The sequence below is a fragment of the Nocardioides carbamazepini genome, from assembly GCF_024614185.1.
GTDB classification, from domain to species: Bacteria; Actinomycetota; Actinomycetes; order Propionibacteriales; family Nocardioidaceae; genus Nocardioides; species Nocardioides carbamazepini.
Genome location: NZ_JAHTLF010000016.1, coordinates 366,855 through 389,493 on the forward strand (window position 1 = coordinate 366,855; position 22,639 = coordinate 389,493).

The 22,639-nt window shown below is 71.4% G+C and carries 23 protein-coding genes; 20 read left to right on the top strand and 3 right to left on the bottom strand.

Annotated features, from left to right (window positions below):
• Positions 1 to 165: 165 nt before the first annotated feature.
• Positions 166 to 1,170: a hypothetical protein gene (locus KVF89_RS14510; RefSeq protein ID WP_257426500.1), complete on the top strand. Its 1,005-nt coding sequence runs from the start codon at positions 166 to 168 to the stop codon at positions 1,168 to 1,170.
• Between the two features lie 263 nt (positions 1,171 to 1,433).
• Here KVF89_RS14510 and KVF89_RS14515 read toward each other — a convergent pair whose 3' ends face one another.
• The gene (locus KVF89_RS14515; RefSeq protein WP_257426502.1) at positions 1,434 to 1,703 is read right to left on the bottom strand and encodes a hypothetical protein; all 270 of its coding nucleotides are present in this window, start codon (positions 1,701 to 1,703) and stop codon (positions 1,434 to 1,436) included.
• On the opposite strand from KVF89_RS14515, the gene KVF89_RS14520 reads away from it, so the two are divergent.
• Entirely contained in the window at positions 1,678 to 2,358 is a 681-nt protein-coding gene (locus KVF89_RS14520; RefSeq protein ID WP_257426503.1) for a hypothetical protein, read from the top strand. The genes KVF89_RS14515 and KVF89_RS14520 overlap by 26 nt on opposite strands.
• A 61-nt stretch (positions 2,359 to 2,419) precedes the next feature.
• Here the strand turns inward: KVF89_RS14520 and KVF89_RS14525 are convergent, their stop codons facing one another.
• Both KVF89_RS14525 and KVF89_RS14530 read right to left on the bottom strand, forming a co-directional pair.
• Positions 2,420 to 3,442, bottom strand: coding sequence for an adenosine deaminase (locus KVF89_RS14525; RefSeq protein ID WP_257426504.1), 1,023 nt, complete (start codon positions 3,440 to 3,442; stop codon positions 2,420 to 2,422).
• A 75-nt stretch (positions 3,443 to 3,517) separates the two neighbouring features.
• Positions 3,518 to 4,381 (bottom strand): alpha/beta fold hydrolase, encoded by an 864-nt coding sequence (locus tag KVF89_RS14530; RefSeq protein WP_257426506.1) that lies wholly within the window; start codon positions 4,379 to 4,381, stop codon positions 3,518 to 3,520.
• Between the two features lie 249 nt (positions 4,382 to 4,630).
• Here KVF89_RS14530 and KVF89_RS14535 point away from each other — a divergent pair, with 249 nt between their 5' ends.
• From KVF89_RS14535 to KVF89_RS14620, 18 genes are all read left to right on the top strand, one after another.
• Positions 4,631 to 6,637, top strand: coding sequence for an oxidoreductase (locus tag KVF89_RS14535; protein ID WP_257426507.1), 2,007 nt, complete (start codon positions 4,631 to 4,633; stop codon positions 6,635 to 6,637).
• A 40-nt stretch (positions 6,638 to 6,677) separates the two neighbouring features.
• On the top strand, positions 6,678 to 7,751 hold the full coding sequence (locus KVF89_RS14540; protein ID WP_257426509.1) for a class I SAM-dependent methyltransferase: 1,074 nt from the start codon (positions 6,678 to 6,680) through the stop codon (positions 7,749 to 7,751).
• The gene (locus KVF89_RS14545) at positions 7,751 to 8,065 is read left to right on the top strand and encodes a hypothetical protein (RefSeq protein WP_257426510.1); all 315 of its coding nucleotides are present in this window, start codon (positions 7,751 to 7,753) and stop codon (positions 8,063 to 8,065) included. Before KVF89_RS14540 ends, KVF89_RS14545 begins: the two co-directional genes overlap by 1 nt.
• Entirely contained in the window at positions 8,062 to 8,442 is a 381-nt protein-coding gene (locus tag KVF89_RS14550; RefSeq protein ID WP_257426513.1) for a nuclear transport factor 2 family protein, read from the top strand. Before KVF89_RS14545 ends, KVF89_RS14550 begins: the two co-directional genes overlap by 4 nt.
• 65 nt (positions 8,443 to 8,507) lie before the next feature.
• Entirely contained in the window at positions 8,508 to 9,611 is a 1,104-nt protein-coding gene (locus tag KVF89_RS14555; protein WP_257426514.1) for an ABC transporter substrate-binding protein, read from the top strand.
• A 51-nt stretch (positions 9,612 to 9,662) separates the two neighbouring features.
• Complete coding sequence (locus KVF89_RS14560) at positions 9,663 to 10,511, top strand: ABC transporter ATP-binding protein (protein WP_257426516.1); 849 nt, start codon at positions 9,663 to 9,665, stop codon at positions 10,509 to 10,511.
• Between the two features lie 7 nt (positions 10,512 to 10,518).
• Positions 10,519 to 11,442 (top strand): ABC transporter permease, encoded by a 924-nt coding sequence (locus tag KVF89_RS14565; RefSeq protein WP_257426517.1) that lies wholly within the window; start codon positions 10,519 to 10,521, stop codon positions 11,440 to 11,442.
• Positions 11,439 to 12,200, top strand: a complete 762-nt coding sequence (locus KVF89_RS14570; RefSeq protein WP_257426519.1) for an SDR family NAD(P)-dependent oxidoreductase — start codon at positions 11,439 to 11,441, stop codon at positions 12,198 to 12,200. Before KVF89_RS14565 ends, KVF89_RS14570 begins: the two co-directional genes overlap by 4 nt.
• A 35-nt stretch (positions 12,201 to 12,235) precedes the next feature.
• Positions 12,236 to 13,597, top strand: a complete 1,362-nt coding sequence (locus tag KVF89_RS14575; RefSeq protein ID WP_257426520.1) for a M20/M25/M40 family metallo-hydrolase — start codon at positions 12,236 to 12,238, stop codon at positions 13,595 to 13,597.
• Entirely contained in the window at positions 13,594 to 14,427 is an 834-nt protein-coding gene (locus KVF89_RS14580) for an alpha/beta fold hydrolase (RefSeq protein WP_257426521.1), read from the top strand. The genes KVF89_RS14575 and KVF89_RS14580 overlap by 4 nt, the downstream gene beginning before the upstream one ends.
• Entirely contained in the window at positions 14,424 to 14,849 is a 426-nt protein-coding gene (locus tag KVF89_RS14585) for an Ohr family peroxiredoxin (RefSeq protein WP_257426523.1), read from the top strand. Before KVF89_RS14580 ends, KVF89_RS14585 begins: the two co-directional genes overlap by 4 nt.
• A gap of 49 nt (positions 14,850 to 14,898) precedes the next feature.
• Positions 14,899 to 15,684, top strand: coding sequence for an IclR family transcriptional regulator (locus tag KVF89_RS14590; protein ID WP_257426526.1), 786 nt, complete (start codon positions 14,899 to 14,901; stop codon positions 15,682 to 15,684).
• Entirely contained in the window at positions 15,684 to 16,910 is a 1,227-nt protein-coding gene (locus KVF89_RS14595) for a CaiB/BaiF CoA transferase family protein (RefSeq protein ID WP_257426528.1), read from the top strand. Before KVF89_RS14590 ends, KVF89_RS14595 begins: the two co-directional genes overlap by 1 nt.
• Positions 16,911 to 16,981: 71 nt before the next feature.
• The gene (locus KVF89_RS14600) at positions 16,982 to 17,824 is read left to right on the top strand and encodes a cyclase family protein (protein ID WP_257426529.1); all 843 of its coding nucleotides are present in this window, start codon (positions 16,982 to 16,984) and stop codon (positions 17,822 to 17,824) included.
• Positions 17,817 to 19,256 (top strand): MmgE/PrpD family protein, encoded by a 1,440-nt coding sequence (locus tag KVF89_RS30420; protein WP_257426531.1) that lies wholly within the window; start codon positions 17,817 to 17,819, stop codon positions 19,254 to 19,256. Before KVF89_RS14600 ends, KVF89_RS30420 begins: the two co-directional genes overlap by 8 nt.
• A gap of 23 nt (positions 19,257 to 19,279) precedes the next feature.
• Positions 19,280 to 20,746 carry a dihydroorotase gene (locus tag KVF89_RS14610; protein WP_257426532.1) on the top strand — a complete coding sequence of 489 codons (1,467 nt, stop codon included), beginning with the start codon at positions 19,280 to 19,282 and terminating at the stop codon, positions 20,744 to 20,746.
• A complete protein-coding gene (locus tag KVF89_RS14615) occupies positions 20,746 to 21,663 on the top strand; it encodes an HpcH/HpaI aldolase/citrate lyase family protein (protein ID WP_257426534.1) in 918 nt (305 codons plus the stop codon). Before KVF89_RS14610 ends, KVF89_RS14615 begins: the two co-directional genes overlap by 1 nt.
• Complete coding sequence (locus KVF89_RS14620; RefSeq protein WP_257426536.1) at positions 21,660 to 22,532, top strand: DUF3891 family protein; 873 nt, start codon at positions 21,660 to 21,662, stop codon at positions 22,530 to 22,532. The genes KVF89_RS14615 and KVF89_RS14620 overlap by 4 nt, the downstream gene beginning before the upstream one ends.
• The last annotated feature ends 107 nt before the right edge of the window (positions 22,533 to 22,639 follow it).

Below are 22,639 nucleotides of genomic sequence, written 5' to 3' on the forward strand. Positions count from 1 at the left end.
GCGCCGACGATAGCCGGGACCTGCCTCGCTGCGATTCTCGGGTCTGCCGAGGGTAAAGAAAAGACGAAGCCGACGCCGGGGCGTCGAGCGAGCACTAGCGTCGCGGGTTGACTCCCTGACGGTGCTGGACCGAGGCACCGTCGAACTCTGTCGAGGAGCATATTGATGAAGCGACTTCTCGTCCGGCGCTGTGCCGTCGGACTCACTCTGGGTGCACTGGCCGCGACGGGTCTCGCCGGAGTCTCGTCTCCGGCGCACGCCGCTGTCAGCGACGCGTGGCTCGTTGCATCCGCATCCGTTCACAACGACGGCAGCAACCCCGATTGCGTTGCGAGCGTGACGGGCGACAGCCCGGACTCGATCGCCTGGAGCGATAACGGCGTGACGGTGACCCAGAGCTACGCAGAGTCAGGCACCGTCACCGCTCCTGGTGGCGATGTATCGACCCTGGGTGCTTCGGGCAGCACCAGCGTCACTGCGACGCCCATTGGTGCGGGGCCGGCGACGATCACCGCGAGTAGCAACCTGTCTGCCTCGGCCGTTCCGAGCGTGCCGGCGACGGTGTGTCAGGGCCATGCGACGGCATCGGGTGAGGTCGACGGTGAGTTCGTGCTGCCCCAGCCGATGTGGGCGACCATCACCGTGACGGGGAGCGGCACCGGCACGGCCGAGGTAGGCGGCAGCATCAATCTCTCGCTTGCTGACGGCGCGATCTACGTCCAGGCCGCCAAGCGCTCGACTGGAACGATGACCGCGCTGATTCCGGCGGGCAATGTCGGCTTCGATTTCGATTCCTGGGCTGACGCCTATGCCCATCAGCCGACTCACCGTGCTGGCTCGTTCACGATGACGACGAAGGTCGACCTCCAGCCGGTGGGTGCCGCATCGACGGCGTCCGGCAAGGGCGCTGGCTACGCCCAGTTCGGTGCTCGTGACTGCGCGACGGGCAATGTCGCCGCGGCGATCACCAAGAAGGCCAAGAAGAAGGCCAAGCAGGTGCTGATCACCGTCAACGGCGCGAAGGTCGCGAAGTTCAAGGGCAAGAAGCTCAAGAAGCGGACTCTCGTGCTCCCGGCCGCGCCGGCCTCGGCTGCCGAGGTGGTCGCGACGATCACGCTGAAGAACGGCAAGAAGGTGACGGTCACCAGGTCCTACCTGGCCTGCTCCTGATCGACGGATGTTGCGGAGGTCCGGCTGACGTGTCAGCCGGGCCTCCGGCGTCGTTGGTGAGGCCTTAAGGTGACGCCTGGCCGCCCTCATCCCCCATTGCTCCTGGCGGCCGGGTCACGTCGTGGTCGGAGCGCGAGAGTTGGCTTCGTGAACATGTTCTTCCTTCGCCGTGGATCCGTGGCGCTCACTCTGAGCGCTCTCGCGGCCGCAGGGCTGGCCAGTGTGCCCGCTCCGGTTCACGCTGCTGTCGTCGACGCGGACAACTACTCCTGGTCCGTCGTTGGCAACAGCGGCGGCGGCGACGCCGCATGCACGACCAGTGTCACGTCCAACGACACGCCCATCCTGTCGTGGAGCGACAACGGAATTCCGGTGACGACGACCGAGTCCGACTCGGGCACGGCGACTGCGCCCGGTGAGACCACCGCGCTGAGCGCTTCCGCATCGACGACCGTCAGCGCGACACCGGTTGCCGGGGGCCCGGCGACGATCAGGTTCGCGACGACGATGAACGCCAGTGCCGTCCCGAGCAAGGAGAGCCCCCTTTGTGAGGGCTTCGCCTCCGTGGCGGGCCAGGCCCACGGGGAGTTCGCGTTGGCGCAACCGATGTGGGCCACGATCTCGTGGACGACCGGCGGCCAGGGGCCCGAAGGATCCGGCTATGTCGACCTGGCCCTCGAGGACGGCCGCCTCAGGGTCGAGACCCTGGTCCGGACGTCCGGAAGCATGACGGCACTCCTGCCCGCAGGCTCGGTCGCGCTCGACCTGTACGGCAAGACCAGCGCCTACGCCGACGACTCCCGATACCGCACGGCGTCGTACTCCTCGTCGATCGACATCGACCTCCAGCCGATGGGCGCCGCGACGGCGGCGGACATCGACCTCCAGCCGATGGGCGCCGCGACGGCGGCCGCGGGCAAGGGCAAGGGCTACACGCAGTTCGGTGCTCGTGACTGCGCGACGGGCAATGTCGCCGCGGCGATCACCAAGAAGGCGAAGAAGAAGGCCAAGCAGGTCGTGATCACCGTCAACGGCGCGAAGGTCGCGAAGGTCGCGGGCAAGAAGCTCAAGAAGCGCACCCTCGTGCTGCCGGCGGCTCCTGCCTCGGCTGCCGAGGTGGTCGCGACGATCACGCTGAAGAATGGCAAGAAGGTGACCGTCACCCGGTCCTACCTGGCCTGTTCCTGATCCTCCGTGTCACCACTGCGGGCCCGGCCGACAGGCCCGGTCCGCAGTGCTTCGTGCGCGGTCAGGGATGGGCGAGCCAGGCGTCGATCTCGGCTGTGGCGGCGTCGACGAGGTCCTTGGGCGCGCGGCTGGCGCGGAACGACATCCGCGCCAGTTCGGCGAGCTGGCCGTCGGTGAGATCGTGGGCGGCGCGCATGGTGGCGTACTGCCCGGCGAGGCGCGAGCCGAACAGCAGCGGGTCGTCCGCGCCGAGGGCGACGGTCGCGCCGGCCTCGAGCAGGGTCGGCAGCGGGACCGAGGTGAGGTCGGAGTAGACGCCCAGGGCCACGTTCGAGACCGGGCAGACCTCCAGCGCGATCCCGGCGTCGACGATCCGGGCGAGGAGCTCGGCATCCTCGGCCGCGCGTACGCCGTGCCCGAGCCGCCCTGCGTGCAGTGCGTCGAGGCACAACCGGATGTGCTCGGGGCCGCGCAGCTCGCCGCCGTGCGGGGCGAGCAGCAGTCCCGCGCGCTCGGCGATCGCGAAGGCGCCGGCGAAGTCGTCGGTGCGGCCGCGGCGCTCGTCATTGGAGAGGCCGAAGCCGACGACGCCGCGGTCGACGTACTGGCTGGCCAGCCGGGCCAGGGTCCGGGCGTCGAGCGGGTGGCGGGTGCGGTTGGCGGCGATGATCACGGCGATGCCGAGCCCGGTGCGGGCCGAGGCGTCGCGGACCGCGTCGAGCACGAGGTCGGTGAACGCGGTGATGCCGCCGAAGCGGGCGGCGTACCCGCTGGGGTCGACCTGGATCTCCAGCCACCGGCCGCCGTCGGCGACGTCGTCCTCCGCGGCCTCGAGGACCAGGCGGCGGACGTCGCCCTCCGTGCGCAGGACGGACCGCGCGACGTCGTAGAGCCGCTGGAAGCGGAACCAGCCCTTCTCGTCCGCCGCGGTCAGCTGCGGCGGCCAGTCCACGGCCAGCGCGTCGGGCAGGTGGATCCGGTCCCGCTCGGCCAGCTCGAGCAGGGTCGAGTGCCGCATCGAGCCGGTGAAGTGCAGGTGGAGGTGGGCCTTGGGCAACGCCTTGAGATCCCGCACGGGCGCCATCCTAGTGGCGTGGCGCACCGTGCGCGGCGGGCCTGCTGCGCGATGCCCGCACCCCTCCTCGGGCCGTGCGCGGCGTCAGGAACGCCCGGTCGCATCGAGGGCGAGCATCGCGGCCGCGACCTCCCCGACCGCCGCCTCGGGGATCGCCGTCGAGGCCTGGTCGAGGACGAGCAGCCGCGCATCGGGGATCTCGCGGGCGAGGGCCTCACCGTTGCCGACAGGGAAGAACGGGTCGCGGCGACCATGCACGACCAGCGTCGGCATGGTGAGCTCGCCCAGCCGCTCACGCCAGCGGGGCGCGCAGTCGAGATGGGCGAACACGATGCCCAGCTGGTTGGCCATCTGCACGGTGGGCGCGGTGCTCGGCGTGCGATCCCAGATCCGCCCGGCGACCGCACTGGCGGCGATGGGATCCTCGCCGAGGGCCTTCGCACGGTCGACGGCGAACGCCGCGACGGCGTCGCGGTCGGACCAGTCGGGCATGGGGTGCGAGAACAGCCGCTCCATCGTCGCCGCGTCGTGGTCGGGCAGGTCGTCGTCGACCGGGCCCGGAGCGACCGGCCGCGTCGCGGCGAGAGTGAGTGCGCCGAACGCGTCCGGATGGTCGAGCGCCGCGACCTGGGCCACCATCCCGCCGACGCCGATGCCCGCCAGGTGCGCCGGCCGGTCGTCGAGCCGGCGGGCGAGCGCTGCCGCGTCGGCGGCGAGGTCGCGCAGCGTGTACGTCGGAGCCTCCGGGGCGGCGGTGAGTGATGCGCCGGCATCGCGCAGGTCGTACCGCACGACGTGCCGTCCGCCGCGGGCGAGCGTCGTGCAGAGCTCGTCGGGCCACGAGAGCATGGTCGTGCCGCCCGCACACAGGATCAGCGGATCCGCTGGGTCGCCGAAATGCTCGACTCCGAGCGGAACGCCGTTGGCCTCGACCGTCGTCGGATGCACTCGTGAACCTCCAGGTCCGTGTCGTGGGCCAGGTGTGGCCCTGGGACGGTGGACCGCCAGCGCCGCGGGAACTCATCGGCACCGCGGGAACCTAGCCGTCGTCGCTTTACATCGCCGAAACCCGGGGCCGTCGTCCCGTTTCGGGTGCGTGAATTTCCGCTGGGGCCCTTGACCCCTGGCCCGCGCCATGAGCACACTGTTCGTGTGATCCGAAACACGTTCGGGTCATCCGAACGGGTGGGAGGCGGGATGTCCGAGCTGATGTTCTCGCCGATCGAGGTCGGCGGGGTGTGCCTGCGCAATCGGGTGGTGGTCCCGGGCCACACCACGAACTTCGCCGAGCACAACCTCCCGACCCGGCGCCACGCGGCCTACCTGGGTGAGCGGGCGCGCGGCGGCGCGGGGCTGATCATCACCGAGGCGATCCGGGTGCACCCGACCAGCGCCGGTCGTCACCTCAGCCTCGGCAGCTTCGACGACGCGTCCGTCCCCGCCTACGCCCAGCTGGTCGAGGCGGTCCACGAGCACGGCGCCGCGTTCTTCGCGCAGATCATGCACGCCGGACGGCAGGCCAACGGAGAGGCGACGCGTACTGCGGCGTGGTCGGCCTCCGCGCTCCCGTGGTCACCGTCGGCCGACATCCCCCACGCGATGGGCCACACCGACATCGACACGGTCGTCGCCGGCTTCGGTGCGGCCGCGCGCCGGATGGCTGCCGCGGGCTTCGACGGCGTCGAGGTGCACGCCGGGCACGGACACCTTCTCCAGCAGTTCCTCTCGCCGGCGACCAACCTGCGCGACGACGAGTACGGCGGCGACGCCGACCGGCGCCTGCGGCTGACCCGCGAGGTGCTCACCCGGGTCCGGGCCGCGGCGCCCGGCCTGCCGATCGGGCTGCGGGTGAGCGCCGACGAGTTCCTCGACGGCGGCCTGCGTCCCGACGACGTCATCGAGATCGTCGGTCGCCTCAGTGGCGAGTTCGCCCTGGCCTACGTCCACGTGAGCCACTCGGCCTACCAGGCGAGCTACTCGCTGTCGACGCAGATGGCCGACATGAGCTTCGGCCACGCGCCCTTCCGGGAGCACGCGGCCATGTTCAAGAAGGCGCTGCCCCACCTTCCGGTCGTCGCCGTGTGCCGGCTGGACTCCCTGGCGGAGGCGGCCGAGCTGCTCGACGCGGGGGAGGCCGATCTGGTGGCCCTGGCCCGCCCCCACATCGCCGACCCGCACCTCGTGCGCAAGGCCCGTGAGGGACTGCCCGCCCGAGGCTGCCTCGCGTGCAACCAGGGCTGCATCGCGCGGGTCGAGAAGAGCCTGCCGATCACGTGCGTGGTCAACCCCGAAGTGGGTGTCGAGGACCAGTGGAACGACGCCTGGCAGGCACTCAGCTCCCCGCGCCGGAGAAGGGTGATCGTGGTCGGGGGAGGTCCCGCGGGTCTGCAGGCCGCGCTGTCGGCCGCCCGGGCCGGCGACCGGGTCACCCTCGTCGAGCGCGCCGAGACCCTCGGCGGCCAGCTCGCGACCGCCGCCGCGATGTCCCACCGGGCCCGTCTCGGGCTCCTGATCCGCGATCTCGAGCGGGACCTGCGGTCCCACGACGTCGAGATCCGCGTCGGCACCGAGGTCGACACGGTGTCGATCCTGGCCGGCGGGTGGGACGACGTGATCGTGGCCACCGGCTCGGTGCCGCGTCGTCACGACTTCGGTGCCGGCGTACCGGTGCTGACCTCGGTCGAGGCGGCTGAGCAGGTCGCCGCCCGGAAGGATGTCGCAGGTCTGCGCTTCGCCCTGTGGGACGACGACGGTGACTGGACGTCCGCGTCGATCGCCGAGGGGCTGGCACTGCTCGGCGCCGACGTCCACATCGTCACGCCCACGCCCAGCCTGCACGCTCGGATCACGACGTACTCCCGGCTGGCGTTGACCCCGCGCCTGCGGGAGCTGCGGGTGCATGCCCACCTCATGCGCACGCTCGCCGTCTCCGGCCGGGGCCGGGTCGTGCTGACCGACACGCTCAGCGGCGACTCCGACAGCCTCACCGACGTCTTCGCGGTCGTCGACCTGGGCCGGCCCCGGGCCCGCGACGAGCTCTACCGCGAGCTCGAGCGGATGCCGGACGGCCCGCGCGTGCACGTCGTCGGTGACGCCAACTCGCCACGTACGGCGCTGGAGGCGGTCTTCGAGGGCCGGATCGCCGGCGCCTTCCTCGGCGACGCGGAGACCTCTGCCGCTCGCGCCGTCGTCGCCGGCCACTGACCCACCACCGCTCGAACCACCGAAAGGAACACCTCACTCCATGATCGATATCGAGGACCGCCTCACGCTGGACGAGCGGTCGACGGTCGACTTCATCCTCGGGCTGCGCAAGCGGTGGAGCGACGCCGTCTATCCCACGCTGGCCGCCGAGTTCGCCGAGACGGGCGCGCCCGCGGACAGTCCGGAGCAGGTCGGGCAGGTGATGCACGGGCTGCCGAGCTATCCGTGGTTCTCCCACCTCGAGCGGGTCCAGCAGAAGATGCTGTGGCGTGCCGCCGGTGATGCCGTCGTACGCCGCCGCGACGACCTGGTCGGCGACCTCGACGCCGCACCGGCCGACGGCGTGGGCACGCTGACGCTCGACCCGGAGCTGGAGCTGCCGACGTGGTACACCGACTACGACATCCACGTGCAGCCGGGCAGCTTCTTCTCCGACGACCTCTCCGCCTACGTCTACGAGTTCGGTGCCCGCATCGTGATGCTGCGGGACAACGACGGCTACAAGTTCCACAGCCTCTTCGCCCAGACGACGCTGCCGGACTTCCCGGACGCGACGCGGGTGCTCGACGTGGGCTGCGGCTTCGGCAAGAGCACGCGCCCCCTGGTCGCGAAGTACCCCACGGCCGAGGTGATCGGGGTCGACCTCGCCGCGCCGGGGCTGCGCCTGGCCCACGCGGAGGCCGAGTCGCTCGGTCTGCCGATCTCCTACGCCCAGGCCGAGGGCAGCCGGACCGGGCTCGCCGACGCCTCCTGCGACGTCGTGACGGGGACGATGGTGCTGCACGAGATGCCGTCCGAGGCCATCGTCGCGACCCTGCGCGAGGGCGCCCGGCTCCTCAAGCCCGGCGGCGAGCTGCACTTCCTGGAGTTCATGCTGACCGGCGACGCCTTCCGTGACGCCACGATCATCGAGCACGCCGAGCGCAACAACGAGCCCTACTTCCGCGCACTCTTCGCGACCGACGCGGTCGCGGCCTGTGAGGAGGCCGGCCTGGTCGACGTCCGGTGGCGCCCCTTCGACGAGCGCAGCCTCGGCGTCCAGCCGGACGGCTGGGGCGAGCGCCCCGAGTGGCACTTTCCCTGGGCGGTCCTCTCCGCGAGGAGGGCCGTGTGATGTCCGAGGAGTTCCAGTACCTCGAGAACCCGCAGACCGCGAAGCTCTTCGACCTCTTCCTCCAGCTCGCGACCGAGCTGCACGTCGAACGGCATCGTCTGCGCGCCCTGGAGGCGCTGCTGGTGCGGAAGGGGGTCCTCGCCGCCGACGAACTCGACCACTTCACGCCGACCGACGCCGAGACGCGCCTGCTCGACGACACCCGCAGCGACTACCTGGCGCGCCTGGTCCGGATCATCACCGAGAACGGGCCGGCCGAGCACCCGCTGCGCGAGCAGTGGGTGGAGCTCCTCGCCCGGAAGCGGGAGTCATGACCGACGCCGCGCGACTCGTCGACGCCTACCTCCAGCACTGCGAGGACCGTGAGCTCAACGAGGCGGAGCGCTACCTCGCTCCCGCAGCGCGCCTCGAGTTCCCGGGCGGGGCCAGCTACGCCTCGCTGCGGGCGATGGTCGCCTCGCCCAAGGCCTACAACTGGGTCCGCAAGCACCGGGACCGCTACGTCGTCAGCGTCGACGACGAACTGACCACGGTGGTCTCGATCGGCCGGCTCTACGGCGAGCGGCTCGACGGCACCCCGTTCGAGGGCGTCCGCTACGTCGACGTCTTCACGCTGCGGCAGGACCGCATCGTGGAGCAGCTCGTCTGGAACGACCTTCCCGAAGCCGGTCTCGTGCCGGCCACCACCTGATCTCGGGCCAAACCCACCGAAGAAGCACCGCCGGACTGCGGTCCACCACAGAAACGAGAACCAGCATGTCGCTTCGAATCCGCGCCAGCGCACTCGTGCTCGCCGCCGTCACACCGCTCCTCGCCGCCTGCGGTGGGAGCAGCGGGGGCTCCGACGGCGGTACGGACGAGCTCACGTTCGTCATCGCCTCCACGGTCATCGGTCCCAAGGAAGAGGTCGCTGTCTTCGCGGTCGCCCAGGAGATGGGCTACTTCGAGGAGGAGGGGATCACGGTCAAGACCGCCAACTCCGACGGATCGGTCGCCGCGGTGCAGGCGGTCGGCACCGGGAAGGGCGACATCACCGCCGCGGACACCGGCTCGATCCTCGCGGCGGTCGAGAAGAACGTGGGCGTGACGGCCATCGGCGGTCTCGTCCAGAACTGGCCGTGGCAGATGGCCACCCTGCCGGGCAGCGACATCAAGAGCGCCGCGGACCTCGACGGCAAGAAGGTCGGCGTCATCTCGCTCGCGTCCGGCAGCGCGCCCTACGCCAGGGCCTTCATCAAGTCGGGCGGCCTCGAGCCCGACGCCGACGTCCAGCTGCTGCCGGTCGGCGTCGGCGCGCAGGCCGCCACGGCGCTCACCAACGGCGACGTCGACGTGCTCGCGCTCTACAGCCAGGCCTACGCCGTGATCGAGAACGAGGGCACCGAGCTCGCCTACCTCGACAACCCGGACATCTTCGACGGCATCCGCTCGCTCAGCTTCACGGTCGGCAAGGACGCGCTGAAGGAGGACGAGGAGGTCTTCGAGGGCTTCCTGCGCGCTGCCTACAAGGCGATGCTCTTCTCCGCGGAGAACCCGGAGGCGGCGATGCGGATCGGGTACGAGGTGTTCCCCGCCATCCTCGGCGGCGAGAGCGTCGACAACCGACTCGCCAACGACGTGCGCAGCCTCGAGGCGTGGCTCGCGACGGGCACGCCCACGACGGGTGAGCCGGCCTCCTGGACGGACTGGGGCGCGATCCCGGACGCCGACTGGCAGAAGACGCAGGACTACACCCTCGAGGCCGGCCAGATCACCGGCGAGGTGGAGCTGGACGAGGTGTGGACCCCCAGCCTCCTCGAGGGCGCCAACGACTTCGACGCGGCCGAGGTCATCGAGCAGGCCGACGGCTGGACCGAGTGACCCGTCGCCGAGACGGACTCACATCACACGACTGAGCGAAGGATGACGGACATGAGCCACACGGCACCCATGGAGAGGGCGGCGGTCCCATCGGACGCAGCAGCCGGAACCGAGGCCGCGGCGGACGCGAACCCGTCGTGGATCCGGGTCGAGGGCCTGGACAAGGTCTACCACCCGAAACGGTCGGCGCCGACCCTCGCGCTGTCCGACATCGATCTGCACGTTCGTCGTGGTGAGTTCGTCTCGGTGGTCGGGCCGTCCGGCTGCGGCAAGACGACCCTGCTGAAGATCCTCGCCGGCCTGATCCCGCGGACGAAGGGAGAGGTCAGCATCGCGGGACGCGAGGTCGACCGGCCCATCCCCGAGGTGGGGATGGTCTTCCAGGCCGCGACCCTGCTGCCGTGGCGCACCATCCTCCAGAACGTGATGGTGCCCGCGGAGATCCAGAAGCTCGACAAGAGGAAGTCGCTGGCCCGTGCCCATGACCTGCTCGACATGGTCGGCTTGGGTGAGTTCAAGGACAAGTACCCCTTCGAGCTCAGCGGCGGCATGCAGCAGCGGGCCGGCATCTGCCGGGCGCTCGTGCACGACCCGGCGGTGATCTTGATGGACGAGCCCTTCGGCGCGTTGGACGCGATGACCCGGGAGTACATGAACCTCGAGCTGCTGCGCATCTGGAAGGAGAGCCGGGCGACCATCGTCCTGGTCACGCACTCCATCCCGGAGGCGGTCTTCCTCTCCGACCGGGTCGTCGTGATGAGTCCACGACCCGGCCGGATCGCCGAGGTCCTCGACATCGACATCCCCAGGCCCCGCGAGCTGCGCATGATGTCCAGCGACGCCGCTGGCGTGTACGTCGAGCGCATCCGCAAGTACTTCAACGCCAGCGTCATCGATTGAGGTCGACATGAGCAGCACCAACATGAGTACCAACGCGAGCACCGACCCGAGCATCGACCCGAGCGCCGCGGCGCCGAACCCGGCCGCCCAGGCCGATCAGAAGCCGTCCGACCAGAGCCCGCCCGGAGTCTCCTCCGGCCGGTCGTGGAGGCCTGATCTCCGCGGCAGGCCCGAGCTGTGGCTGGTGCCGGCCGTCTTCGTGGTCGTCATGCTGGCCTGGGAGTTCGGCGTCAAGCTGTTCGGCGTCAAGGAGTTCGTCCTGCCGCCGCCGAGCAGGATCCTCGAGCAGCTCCGGGTGCAGCTCGAGAGCGATCTCTTCTGGCGCCACGTGTGGGTCACCACCGAGGAGGCGATGATCGGCTTCGTCATCGGCGTCCTGGCGGCCATGGTGCTGGGCACGGCGATCTCGCAGCTGTCCCTCGTGGAGAAGACGCTGATGCCTTACATCGTGGCCTTTCAGACCGTCCCCAAGGTCGCGCTCGCGCCCCTCTTCGTCGTGTGGTTCGGGTTCGGCCTGACCAGCAAGATCGTGATGGCCGCCGTCATCTCGTTCTTCCCGATGCTGATCAACGTGATCGAGGGACTGCGCTCGGCCGACGCCGACCGGATCCAGATGCTGAAGGTGTTCGGTGCCGGGCGGTGGCAGGTCTTCCGCAAGGTGCAGATGCCCAGCGCGATGCCGTTCATCTTCGCCGGCATCGACATCGGCATCGTCTTCTCGATCCTCGGCGCGGTGGTCGGCGAGTTCATCGGCGCCCAGGAGGGTCTCGGCTACCTGCTGCTCCAGACCAACTACAACTTCGACATCCCGGGCATGTTCGCCGTCCTCGTGGTGCTCTCGGTGATGGGCCTCGTGGCGCACGCGGTGGTCCGCCTGATCCAGCGGCGGGTCACGTTCTGGGCCGAGCAGAGCCGTGTGATCGGGGCATGAGCGTCGTGGGACCCGGTGACTTCGCCGGGCGGGTCGCCCTGGTCACCGGCGCGGCGCGCGGCATCGGCCAGGCCGTGGCCGAGCATCTCGCCGCCCGCGGCGCGGCGGTCGCCCTGGCCGACGTACTGCCCGTCGACGCCTGGGAGCACCCGCTCGGCGCGAAGGACGACGGGCCGCACAGCCGCCACCGCCTCGACGTGCGCGACGAGGGCTCCTGCCGGGCCGTCGTCGAGGAGGTCCTGCGGCGCCATGCCCGGATCGACCACCTGGTCAACAACGCCGGCATCGTGCGCAGGGCGCCCGCCGCCGAGATGAGCGAGGCCGACTTCACCGCCGTCCTCGACATCAACCTCACCGGCACCTTCCGGATGACGCGAGCCGCCTATCCGGCACTGCGCGCGACGTCCGGCACGGTCGTCAACCTGGGTTCGACCAACGGTCATGTCGCCGTCGCCGACAGCGTGGGCTACTGCGTCAGCAAGGCCGGGGTCATGCACCTGGCCCGGGTCCTCGCCCTCGAATGGGCGGCCGACGGCATCCGCGTCAACGCGGTCGGCCCGACCATCGTCCCCACGGCCATGACCGACGACGTCCGCGGCGACGCCGCCTACATGGATGACAAGCTCGCGAGCATCCCGGCCGGTCGGATGGCGACGGTCGACGATGTCGCCCAGACCATCGGCTATCTGCTCGGCCCCGCCTCCGCCATGGTCACCGGCCAGATGATCTTCGTCGACGGCGGCGTGACCATCCACTGACCCGACCGGTCCCATCCCGTTCGAGAAGGAGAACAATGAGCTTCGACGTGGAGGCGGCACTCGCCGCCGTCGACGAGCACTTCGACGACTTCGTCACCGAGCTGCAGGAGCTGTGCCGCATCCGCAGCCGGCGGCACGAGCCCGACCAGATGGTGGCGACGGCAGAGTTCATCGCCCGCTCGCTCGAGCGCTGGGGCGGGTCGGCGAGCGTCGTGCCCTGGGAGCAGTCCCACCCCTACGTGATCGGCGAGCTCGCGGGCGGAGCGCGCCGGCTCCTGCACTTCAACCACTATGACGTCGAGGTCGAGCCGACCGGCGACGAGGACCAGTGGATCGTGCCGCCGTACGCCGCCGAGATCGTTGACGGGCGCCTCTACGCCCGGGGGGTGGGCGACGACAAGGGTGCGCTGATGTCACGGATCCACGCCGCGGCGGCCTGGCGGCTCTCCGGTCAGGAGCCGCCCGTGACGAGCCGCTACCTGATCGAGGGGAAGCAGTGGCTGCACAGCCCTGGCCTCGGTTCCTTCGTCGAGGCGCACCGGGAGCAGCTGGATGCCGACGTGGCGCTCTGGGAGAACTCCTGGCTCGACAACGACGGGCGCCTGCTCCTCAAGCTCTCGGAGAAGGGAGTGCTCTACCTGCGGCTGTCGGTCGCGACGATCAGCCGTGAGCTGACCAGCCAGAACACCGCGCTGCTGCCGTCCGCGACCGCGCGCCTGGTCTCCGCGCTCTCCGCGCTGGTCGACGCCAACGGTGACTGCCGTGTGCCTGGCTTCGCCGACGGCGTCGAGGAGCCGACGCCGCGGATCCGCGAGCTGCTCGAGGCGCTTCCCTTCGACATCGACTTCCTGCTCGGCCGCGCCGGGGTGACCCGGTTCCGGCACGACGAGGACGCGGTCGCCGCCGCGGCCGCGATCCGGATGCGGCCGACGCTCACCATCACCTCGATCGAGGGCGGCGACACCTCCGACGACGTGACGCTCGGCATTCCCGCGCGGGCCGCCGCCAAGGTCGAGATCCGGCTGGTGGCCGGGCAGGACCCGGACGCCGTGCTCTCGGCGATCGAGAAGCACCTCGTCGCCGAGGGGTTCGGTGACGTCACGGTCGACGTGATGGCCGTCAGCCGTCCCAACCGCACCGATCCCGACGACCCGTTCGTCGACCTTGTCGGGCGCACCGCCCGTGAGATCTACGGCACCGAGCCGGTGATCGAGCCCTACACCCAGTGGATCGGCAACCAGGGGGTCCTGGCCGGCATCCCGATCGTCGGCGTCGGAGTGTCTCGCGCCGACTCCGGGATCGACGGCCCCAACGAGAACATCCGGCTCGACGACTACCGCGACGGCATCCGGCATGTCATCGCGGTGATGGCGGAGCTCGCGAAGGAGGAGCGGTGAGGAACCTCGCGGGCAGCTCCACGCGCGACTACGCCCGACTGCCGTGGGGCCAGGTCCACCTGCGCCGCGCCGGGGAGCCGGACGCGCCGGCGTTGGTCATGGTGCACCAGTCGCCGCTGTCCTCGGCCACGTTCGAGGCCGCGGTGGAGCCGTTGGCCGCTCTCGGACTGCAGGTCATCGCTCCGGACACCCCGGGATTCGGCATGTCCGACCCGACGCCGGAGCCCTGGGCGATCCCGGAGTACGCCGCCGGCCTGTGGCAGCTCGTCGACGGCCTGGGCCTGGGCGACGTCGTGCTCCTCGGCCAGCACACCGGCGCCGTCGTCGCGAGCGAGGCCGCGATCCAGCGGCCCGATCGGGTCAAGGGGTTGGTCCTGCAGGGCCTGCCGATCTACTCCGAGGCCGAGCGCGCCGAGAAGAAGGCCGGCTACGCCCCGCCGTACGAGCCCGCCCTCGACGGCTCACACCTGCTGGTCATCTGGGATCGGGTCCGGCGCCTCTACCCCGAGCTCGCGGTCGACGAGCTCGACCGCCAGGTGCTCGAGTACCTCGCCACCGGACCCGACTTCGGCACCGCCTACCGCGCTGTCTTCGAGCATCGGCTCGACACCGAGGCCCTGCGCGGCACGCCGATCGCCCTGGTCCATGGCGAGCGCGACCTGGTGCACCGGTTCACCGAGCTGGTCACCTCGACCCTGGACTGGGCGGAGCTGGAGCTGGTCCCCGGCACCGACTTCGCCGCCGATGAGCACACCGGCGCGTTCGTGGCCGCCGTCGGCCGGTGGGCGCAGCGCTTCCACCAGACCGTGTCGGCGGGGGCCGGCCGATGAGCACCGAGATCGCCTACACGGCCACCGTCGCGGTGACCGGTGGCCGCGGTGGCCGCGCCACCTCGACGACCGGCTCCTTCGCCGCCGACCTGGCCCGCCCCGCCGAGCGGGGCACGGGGTCCGGCACCGATCCGGAGGAGCTCTTCGCGGCCGGGTACGCCGCCTGCTTCGACAGCGCGCTGCAGGTCGTCGCCCGCCGGGAGCGGGTCCGGATCGGCCCGACCACCACCACCGCGTCGGTGTCGCTGTGCATCACCGGCGGCGACCAGTACTCGATCGCCGCCGAGCTCGAGGTCGCCGCGCCCGAGTGTGCGCAGGCCGACCTGGACCGCCTGCTCCCGCTGGCGCACGAGACCTGTCCCTACTCCAAGGCGACCCGGGGGAACATCCCCGTCGCCGTCACCGGCACCGGCCGCACCTGAGCTTGTCGAAATCTCGGACTGTCGGACCTGAACGAAGGAAACTCCTCGGATGACCACTCCTGTCGACCCCAAGTCGGGTCTGCTGCGCGCCCTCGGCGTCATCAACCTGGTAGCCGCCCGCGCGCCCGAGACGATCGGGGTGTCCACCGTGGCCCGTGAGCTCGACCTGCCGAAGGCCGTCGCCCATCGGATCCTCAAGGAGTTCACGGCCGCGACCTTCCTGGTCTTCGACGACACCACCAAGCAGTACCGGCTCGGTCCGGGCAGCCTCACCCTCGGTCTGGCGGCGCTGCGCGACCTCGACGTCCCGAAGGTCGCGCGGCCCCACCTGGACCGCCTGGTCGCGGCGACGGGGGAGACCGCGACGCTGTCGGTGCGCAACGCCTGGTCCCGGGTGTACGTCGACCAGGTGCTGTCCCCCCACGAGATCCGGATGTCGATCTCGCTCGGCACCAGCCATCCACTGCACGCCGGATCGTCGTCCAAGGTGATCCTCGCCCACCTGCCCGCGAGCGAGATCGACCAGTACCTCGAGGACTCCGCGCTGGAGCGGGTCACGACGCACACCATCACCACCGAGGACGAGCTCCGCGCCGAGCTGGCCCAGGTCCGCGAGCAGGGCTACGCCGTCAGCATGGGCGAGCGGCAGGCCGGCGCGGGCAGCGTCGCGGCGCCCGTCCACCGGGCCAGTGGCGAGGTCTTCGGCTCGATCTCCCTGTGCGGTCCCCGGGATCGGTTCACCGCCGACGTCCGGGAGCGCAACGCCCGCCTGGTGATGAAGACCGCCGCCGAGATCAGCTCCGAGCTGGGCTACGCGCCCTCCGAGGAGGCCTGATGGGAGCCCCGGCCTCCGCAGCGGCCGTGGCCGCGCATCCAGGCCCCCTGGCCGGCGTACGGGTGCTCGACGTGTCCACCATCCTCGCCGGCCCACTCGCCTGTCAGATCCTCGGCGACTACGGCGCCGACGTGATCAAGGTCGAGCACCCGCGGCTCGGTGACAGCATGCGCGGGCACGGTCCCGTCAAGGACGGCGAGCCGTTGTGGTGGAAGGAGATCTCCCGCAACAAGCGCGGCATCGCCATCGACCTCGGGAAGCCCGACGGGGCCGTGCTGTTGCGCCGCCTGGCGCGGGAGGCCGATGTCCTCGTCGAGAACTTCCGCCCCGGCACCCTGGAGCGCTGGGGTCTCGACCCCGCCTCGCTGCTCGAGGACAACCCCCGGCTGATCGTGGTGCGAGTGACCGGCTTCGGCCAGAGCGGTCCGTACGCAGCCCGGGCGGGCTTCGGCACCCTGGCCGAGGCCATGAGCGGGTTCGCGCACCTGACCGGCGACCCCGACGGTCCGCCGACGCTCCCCGCGTTCGGCCTGGCGGACAGCATCGCCGGCGTGACGGCGTCCTCGGCGATCGCCATGGCGCTCTACGCCCGGGAGCGCACCGGCCAGGGCCAGGTGATCGACCTGAGCCTGCTGGCGCCGATCATGACGGCGGTCGGGCCGGGCCCGACCGCCTACCAGCAGACCGGCGTGGTCGGGATGCGCCAGGGCAACCGGTCCACCAACAACAGCCCGCGCAACACCTACCGGACCAAGGACGGCCACTGGGTCGCGATCTCGACCAGCGCCCAGGCCATCGCCGAACGGGTGCTGCGCCTCGTCGGTCACCCGGAGGTGGTCGACGAGCCGTGGTTCGCGAGCGGCCGCGAGCGGGCCCAGCACGCCGACCTGCTCGACGAGTACGTCGGCGACTGGATCGGACAGCGCACCCGGGCCGACGTCGTCACCGCGTTCGGCGAGGCCGGTGCGGCGGTCGCCCCGGTCTACGACGCGCGGGACATCGTCGAGGACGAGCACGTGCGCGCGACCGGGATGATCACCTACGTCGACGACGAGCGGCTCGGCCCGCTGGCCGTGCACGGCCTCCTCTGGGGCATGTCCCGCACGCCGGGAGCCATCCGCTTCCTCGGCCGCGACCTCGGTGCCGACACCGACGACGTGCTCGCCGAGGTCGGCGTCGAGGCCGCGGAACTCGACGACCTACGACGGCGGCAGGTGATCGCCTGACCGGCCCGTCCGCCCGCGCGAGGCGCACCACGGCACCACCACGAAACCTTGAGATGAACGGGGAACCCGCCATGACCACGACTGCCACGACGACCGACCCACTGCTCGCCGCAGTGCGCCAGGGGGTCGAGATCCACGACCTCGGTCGGCCGTTCACCGTCGGCATGTCCCAGTCGGCCAACCACCCGCCGTACTGGCACTCCCTCCCGCGCCGGCACGGCGACATGGTGCGCAGCGACGGCGGCTCCGCCGCCAACGACTTCATCTCGATGGGCACCCATGTCGGCACCCACATCGACGCGCTCGCTCATGTGTCCCAGGACGGGCTGCTCCACGGGGGCATCGACGCGCGTGAGGCGGGAGTCGGTGGCCGATTCCTCGAGCACGGCGTGCACACGATCAAGCCGATGGTCCGGCGGGGCGTGCTCCTCGACGTGCCGGCGGCGCTCGGGCTCGACGGCGGCTGCGCGGCGGGCTACGAGATCACCGCCGCGGACCTCGAGACGACCATCGCCCGCCAGGGCACCGCGGTCGGCGAGGACGACGTGGTGCTGATCCGCAGCGGCTGGGGACGGCACTTCGACGATCCGGATCCGGCGGTGTACCGCGGCGGGACCACCGGTGTGCCCGGGGTCGGTGAGGCCGGCGCCCGATGGCTCGCCGAGCGGCGGGTGCACGCCGTCGGCGCGGACACCATCGCCTTCGAGCAGCTCGCCCCGGGCGCCGGCCACGGATCGCTGCCCGCGCACCGCGTGCTGCTGGTCGAGAGCGGCATCTACATCATCGAGGCGCTGGACCTGGACGCGGTCGCGGCGGCCCGGGCCCACGAGTTCACCTTCGTCCTGTCCCCGCTCGCGTTCGTGGGCGCCACCGGCTCGCCGGTGCGTCCCCTGGCGGTGGTCGCCCGTGCCTGAGCCGGCAACACTCGCGCAGCAGCTCGCCTCCTTCGCGGACGCCGTACGCCTCAAGGGGGCGCCCGACGAGGTCCGGTCGAGCACCCGGCAGCGGGTGCTCGACATCCTCGGACTGTGTGTGGCGGCACAGCGGCTCGAGACCAGTCGGGCAGTGATCGACCTCGTCGCGACCCAGGGCGGTGCGCCCCAGGCGTCCGCTCTCGGCGTCGCGACCCGTGTGCCCGCGGCGCAGGCGGCCCTGGTCAACGGGGTGCTGGCCCACTCCCTCGACTTCGACGACACGCACCTGCCGTCGGTGCTGCACCCGAGCGCCGCGGTGGTGCCGACCGCCCTCGCGGTCGCGGAGCTGGTCGACTCCTCGGCCGACGCGCTGCTCGATGCGGCGGCCGCCGGGCTCGAGGTCGCCTGCCGCCTCGGCATGGCGGGCTACGACCTCACGCTCGGCAACTCGGTCTTCTTCGAGCATGGGCAGCACGCCACCTCGATCTGCGGCGCCATGGGTGCCGCCGTCGCGGCCGGCATGCTGCTGGAGCTTCCCGAGCGTCAGCTGACCGACGTTCTCGGCGTCACCGCGTCGATGGCGGCCGGGATCATCGAGGCCAACCGCACGGGCGGCACCGTCAAGCGGATGCACTGCGGCTGGGCCGCGCACTCGGCGGTGATGGCGGCGGAGCTCGTGCGCCGAGGCATCTCCGGCCCGCCGAGCGTGCTCGAGGGACGCTTCGGCTTCTTCGAGGCGTTCCTGCGGGGCGAGGCCGACCACGCCGCCGTCACCGACGGCCTCGGCAGCACCTGGGCGGTGCCGGGCATCTTCTTCAAGCCCTACCCGGCCAACCACTTCACGCACACCGGTGCCGATGCCGGGATGAGGTTCGCCGCGCGGGGCATCCGGCCCGACGAGATCGCCGCGATCGAGCTCGGCGTACCCACCGCGGTGGTCCGCACGATCGGCGAGCCGCTCGCCGTCAAGCAGGCACCGGAGACCGGCTACCAGGCCCAGTTCAGCGGCCCGTACGTCGTCGTGGCCGGCCTGCTCAGCGAGGGACGCGGCCTCGGGCTCGGCCTGGCCGACTTCACCGACGCGCTGGCCCACGACCCGCTCCGCAGGGACCTGATGGCGAGGGTCAGTGTCGTGGCCGACCCCGAGTGCGATGCGATCTTCCCGCACCAGTTCCCGGCCGTCGTACGGCTGACGACCACGGCGGGCGAGACCCACGTCGAGAAGGTCCTCGCGAATCTCGGCGGACCCCAGCGGCCGCTGACCGACGAGCAGCTCGCGTGGAAGTTCCGGGAGAACTGCCGCGACCTGCTGTCCGACGCCGACATCGACCGCATCCAGGACCTCGCCCTCTCCCTCGACGGCACGCAGCGGGTGCGACCGCTGATGGCCGCCGTCGCCGCGGCGGTGCCGGCGGCCGCCCCCCTCCGCTAGTCCCCTCAACGAAAGGCAGCACCATGTCCTCGCCCGACCTGATCCTCACCGGAGTCCACGTCGTCCACCACGACCACGCCGAGCCCCAGGCCTGGGATGTCGCCGTCACGGACGGCGTGATCACGGCCGTCGGCCCCGGCCTCGACACCGTCGGCGCTCGCGAGGTCGTCGACGGGGAGGGCCGGCTGCTCTTCCCCGGCGTGGTGGACGCCCACCAGCACTGGGGCATCTACAACGAGCTCGCCATCGACACCGAGACGGAGAGCCGCGCGTGCGCGCAGGGAGGCGTGACCACGGCGTTGAACTACATGCGCACCGGCCAGTACTACCTGAACCGCGGCGGCTCCTACGCCGAGTTCTTCCCGCAGGTGCTGGCCGCGTCCGAGGGCAGGGCCTACGTCGACTACGCCTTCCACCTGGCGCCCATGAGCAAGGAGCATCTGGGGGAGATCTCCTCGCTCGTCGGTGAGCACGGCGTGACCTCGTTCAAGATCTTCATGTTCTACGGCAGCCACGGCCTGCACGGGCGGTCCAGCAGCCAGAGTGACTTCCTGATGATCCCCGAGGACGAGCGCTACGACCTGGCCCACTTCGAGTTCGTGATGCGGGCGGTCCAGAAGGCGCGTGCCGACCACCCGGATCTCGCTGACGAGATCTCGCTCTCGCTGCACTGCGAGACGGCGGAGATCATGACGGCGTACACGAAGCTGGTCGAGGAGGAGGGGGCGCTCACCGGGCTCGCCGCCTACAGCGCCTCGCGGCCGCAGCACTCCGAGGGTCTGGCCGTGACCATCGCCTCCTATCTCGCTCACGAGACCGACCTGCCGACCATCAATCTGCTGCATCTATCGTCGGCGAAGGCGATGGACGCCGCACTGCGGATGGCCGCGACCTTCCCCGAGGTGGACTTCCGGCGCGAGGTGACGGTGGGCCATCTCCTCGCCGACATCGACACGGCCAGCGGTCTGGGCGCCAAGGTGAACCCGCCGATCCGGCCGCGGGACGACGTGGAGGCGCTGTGGCGCCACGTGCTCGCGGGAGAGGTCGACTGGGTCGTCAGCGACCACGCCTGCTGCCGCGACGAGCTGAAGTTCGGCGAGCCACGGGACGACGTCTTCGTCGCGAAGTCAGGCTTCGGCGGTGCCGAGTATCTCCTTGCCGGCATGGTGAGCGAAGGTGTCGCCCGCGGCCTGCCGTTGGGCGAGGTCGCCCGGCTGACCGCCTGGAACCCGGCGCGCCGGTTCGGTCTGCGCACCAAGGGCGCGGTCGAGGTCGGCCTCGACGCGGACCTCGTGCTGGTCGACCCGGCGCGGCCGTGGACCGTGCGGGCCAGCGACAGCGAGTCGACCCAGGAGTACACGCCGTTCGAGGGATTCGAGCTGACCGCCCAGGTCACCGACACCTTCCTGCGCGGCGTCCGGGTGCTCCACGACGGCAAGGTCGTCGGCGAGCCGCGGGGCCGGTACCTCAGCCGGCCGACCGCGCGCTGATGGTGGTGACCTCCCGCGCTCCGGCGCGGAGCCTGCTCTATGTGCCCGGCGACCGCCCCGAGTGGGTCGCCAAGGCCGGCCGGACGGCGGCCGACGCGCTGATCCTCGACCTCGAGGATGCTGTCGCCGCGGTCAACAAGGATGCGGCGCGCACGGCCGTCGGTGAGGTGCTTCGTGCAGCTGAGGCGGAGGACCCGGCCGCGTCGGACGGACCGGAGCTGTGGGTCCGGATCAACGCGTCGAGCGTCGATGACGACCTCGTCGCCGTCGTCGGCGCGGCCCTGCACACGGTGCTGGTCCCCAAGGCGGAGCCGGAGCTGCTGGCGTCCGTCGCGGCCCGACTGGACCGGCTGGAGGCGGAGCGCTCCCTGGCCGCCGGCGGGATCGGCGTCGTCGGCCTGCTCGAGACGGCGCACGGCGTGGATCAGGTCGCGGCCGTGGCGGCGATGCCCCGGGTCCGTCGCCTCTCGGTCGGCGAGGCCGATCTCGCCGCCGAGCTGGGCCTGGTCCCCGGCCCGGACCGTGCGGAGCTGGCTCCGATCCGGAGCCGACTGGTGGTGGCCTCCGCGGTCGCCGGTCTCGAGCGGCCGATCGGGCCGGTGCACACCGTGCTCGACGACCATGAGGGCCTGGTGACCACCTGCCGGCAGCAGTACCGCCAGGGCTTCCGCGGCCGCACGGCCATCCACCCCGCCCAGGTGGACACGATCAACGCCGAGTTCCTGCCGACCCCGGCCGAGATCGACCGGGCGCGGACGCTGGTGGCGTCGTTCGACGCGTCCGAGACGGCGGGCCTGTCCGCCTTCGCCGGAGCCGACGGCCACCTCGTCGATCCGGCCACCGTGCGCCGCGCCCGCGAGATCGTCGCCGCGGCCGATGCCGGGGGCGACGCCGTGACCCGAGGTGCCGGCGGATGATCGTCAACCGCCGGCCCGGCGTACTCGAGCTGATCGACCAGGTCGAGCACGGCCGGGTCGCCGGCGTCCTCGCCGAGGCGTGGGGGAACGAGAGATTCGCCGCGCCCACGCCCGCGCCCGCCGTGGCGCTCGCCGCGGCGCGGCACGACGAGGGTTGGCGCGCGGTCGACGGCGCGCTCCTCTTCGACGAGCTCGAGAAGCGTCCGATGCACTTCCTGGACATCGACGTCGAGTCGCACGTCCCGCTCTACCGCTCGGGCGTGGAGCGGGTGTCGATGCTCGACGCGTACGCCGGCCTGCTCGTCGGCATGCACTGGTCGGGCATCTACCGCGGGCGTTGGCAGCGCCCGGGCGCCGGGTCGCGCCTGGCCCGCAGCGACGCGGACCGGCGGCTCCAGGAGCAGGTCGTCCGCGCCGAGGAGGAGCGGTGGATCGAGGTGCGGGAAGAGGTCTGGACCGAGACCGAGCCTCGGGCGGTGTTCGAGACCCGGCTGTGGCATCACTACGAGCTGCTGCAGCTCTGGGACCTGCTGTCGCTCTTCTTGTGCGTCGTGCCGGATGAGCCCGCGTCCCCGGAGCCGGTGGTGCCCTGGGGGCCGCAGATGTCCGGCCTCGACCACCGCTCGGAGACGGTCCGGCTGCCCGTGGTCGGCGCCCGTCCCGGTGGCCCCCGCCTCGCCCTGGTGGCGCGGGTGGCGGCGCCCGGCAGGATCGAGGTCGACCCATTCCCCTTCGCAGGGGAGCTCGACGTCGAGGTCGAGGTCCGCAGCCTGCCCGATCGGGGGTGGACCCAGGCGGAGGCGATCGCGCACCTGGGCCGGCACCGCAGCCGGACCAGGCGCTGGCGGGTGGGTCCGCCCGCGCCGTGACCACCGGGTGAGGCCGCGCCGGACCGATCGACTGCCCTGCTCAGAGAAGGAGGACGCCTCCGTCGACCGGCACGCCGACACCGGTGACGTAGCGGGCGAGGGTCCCT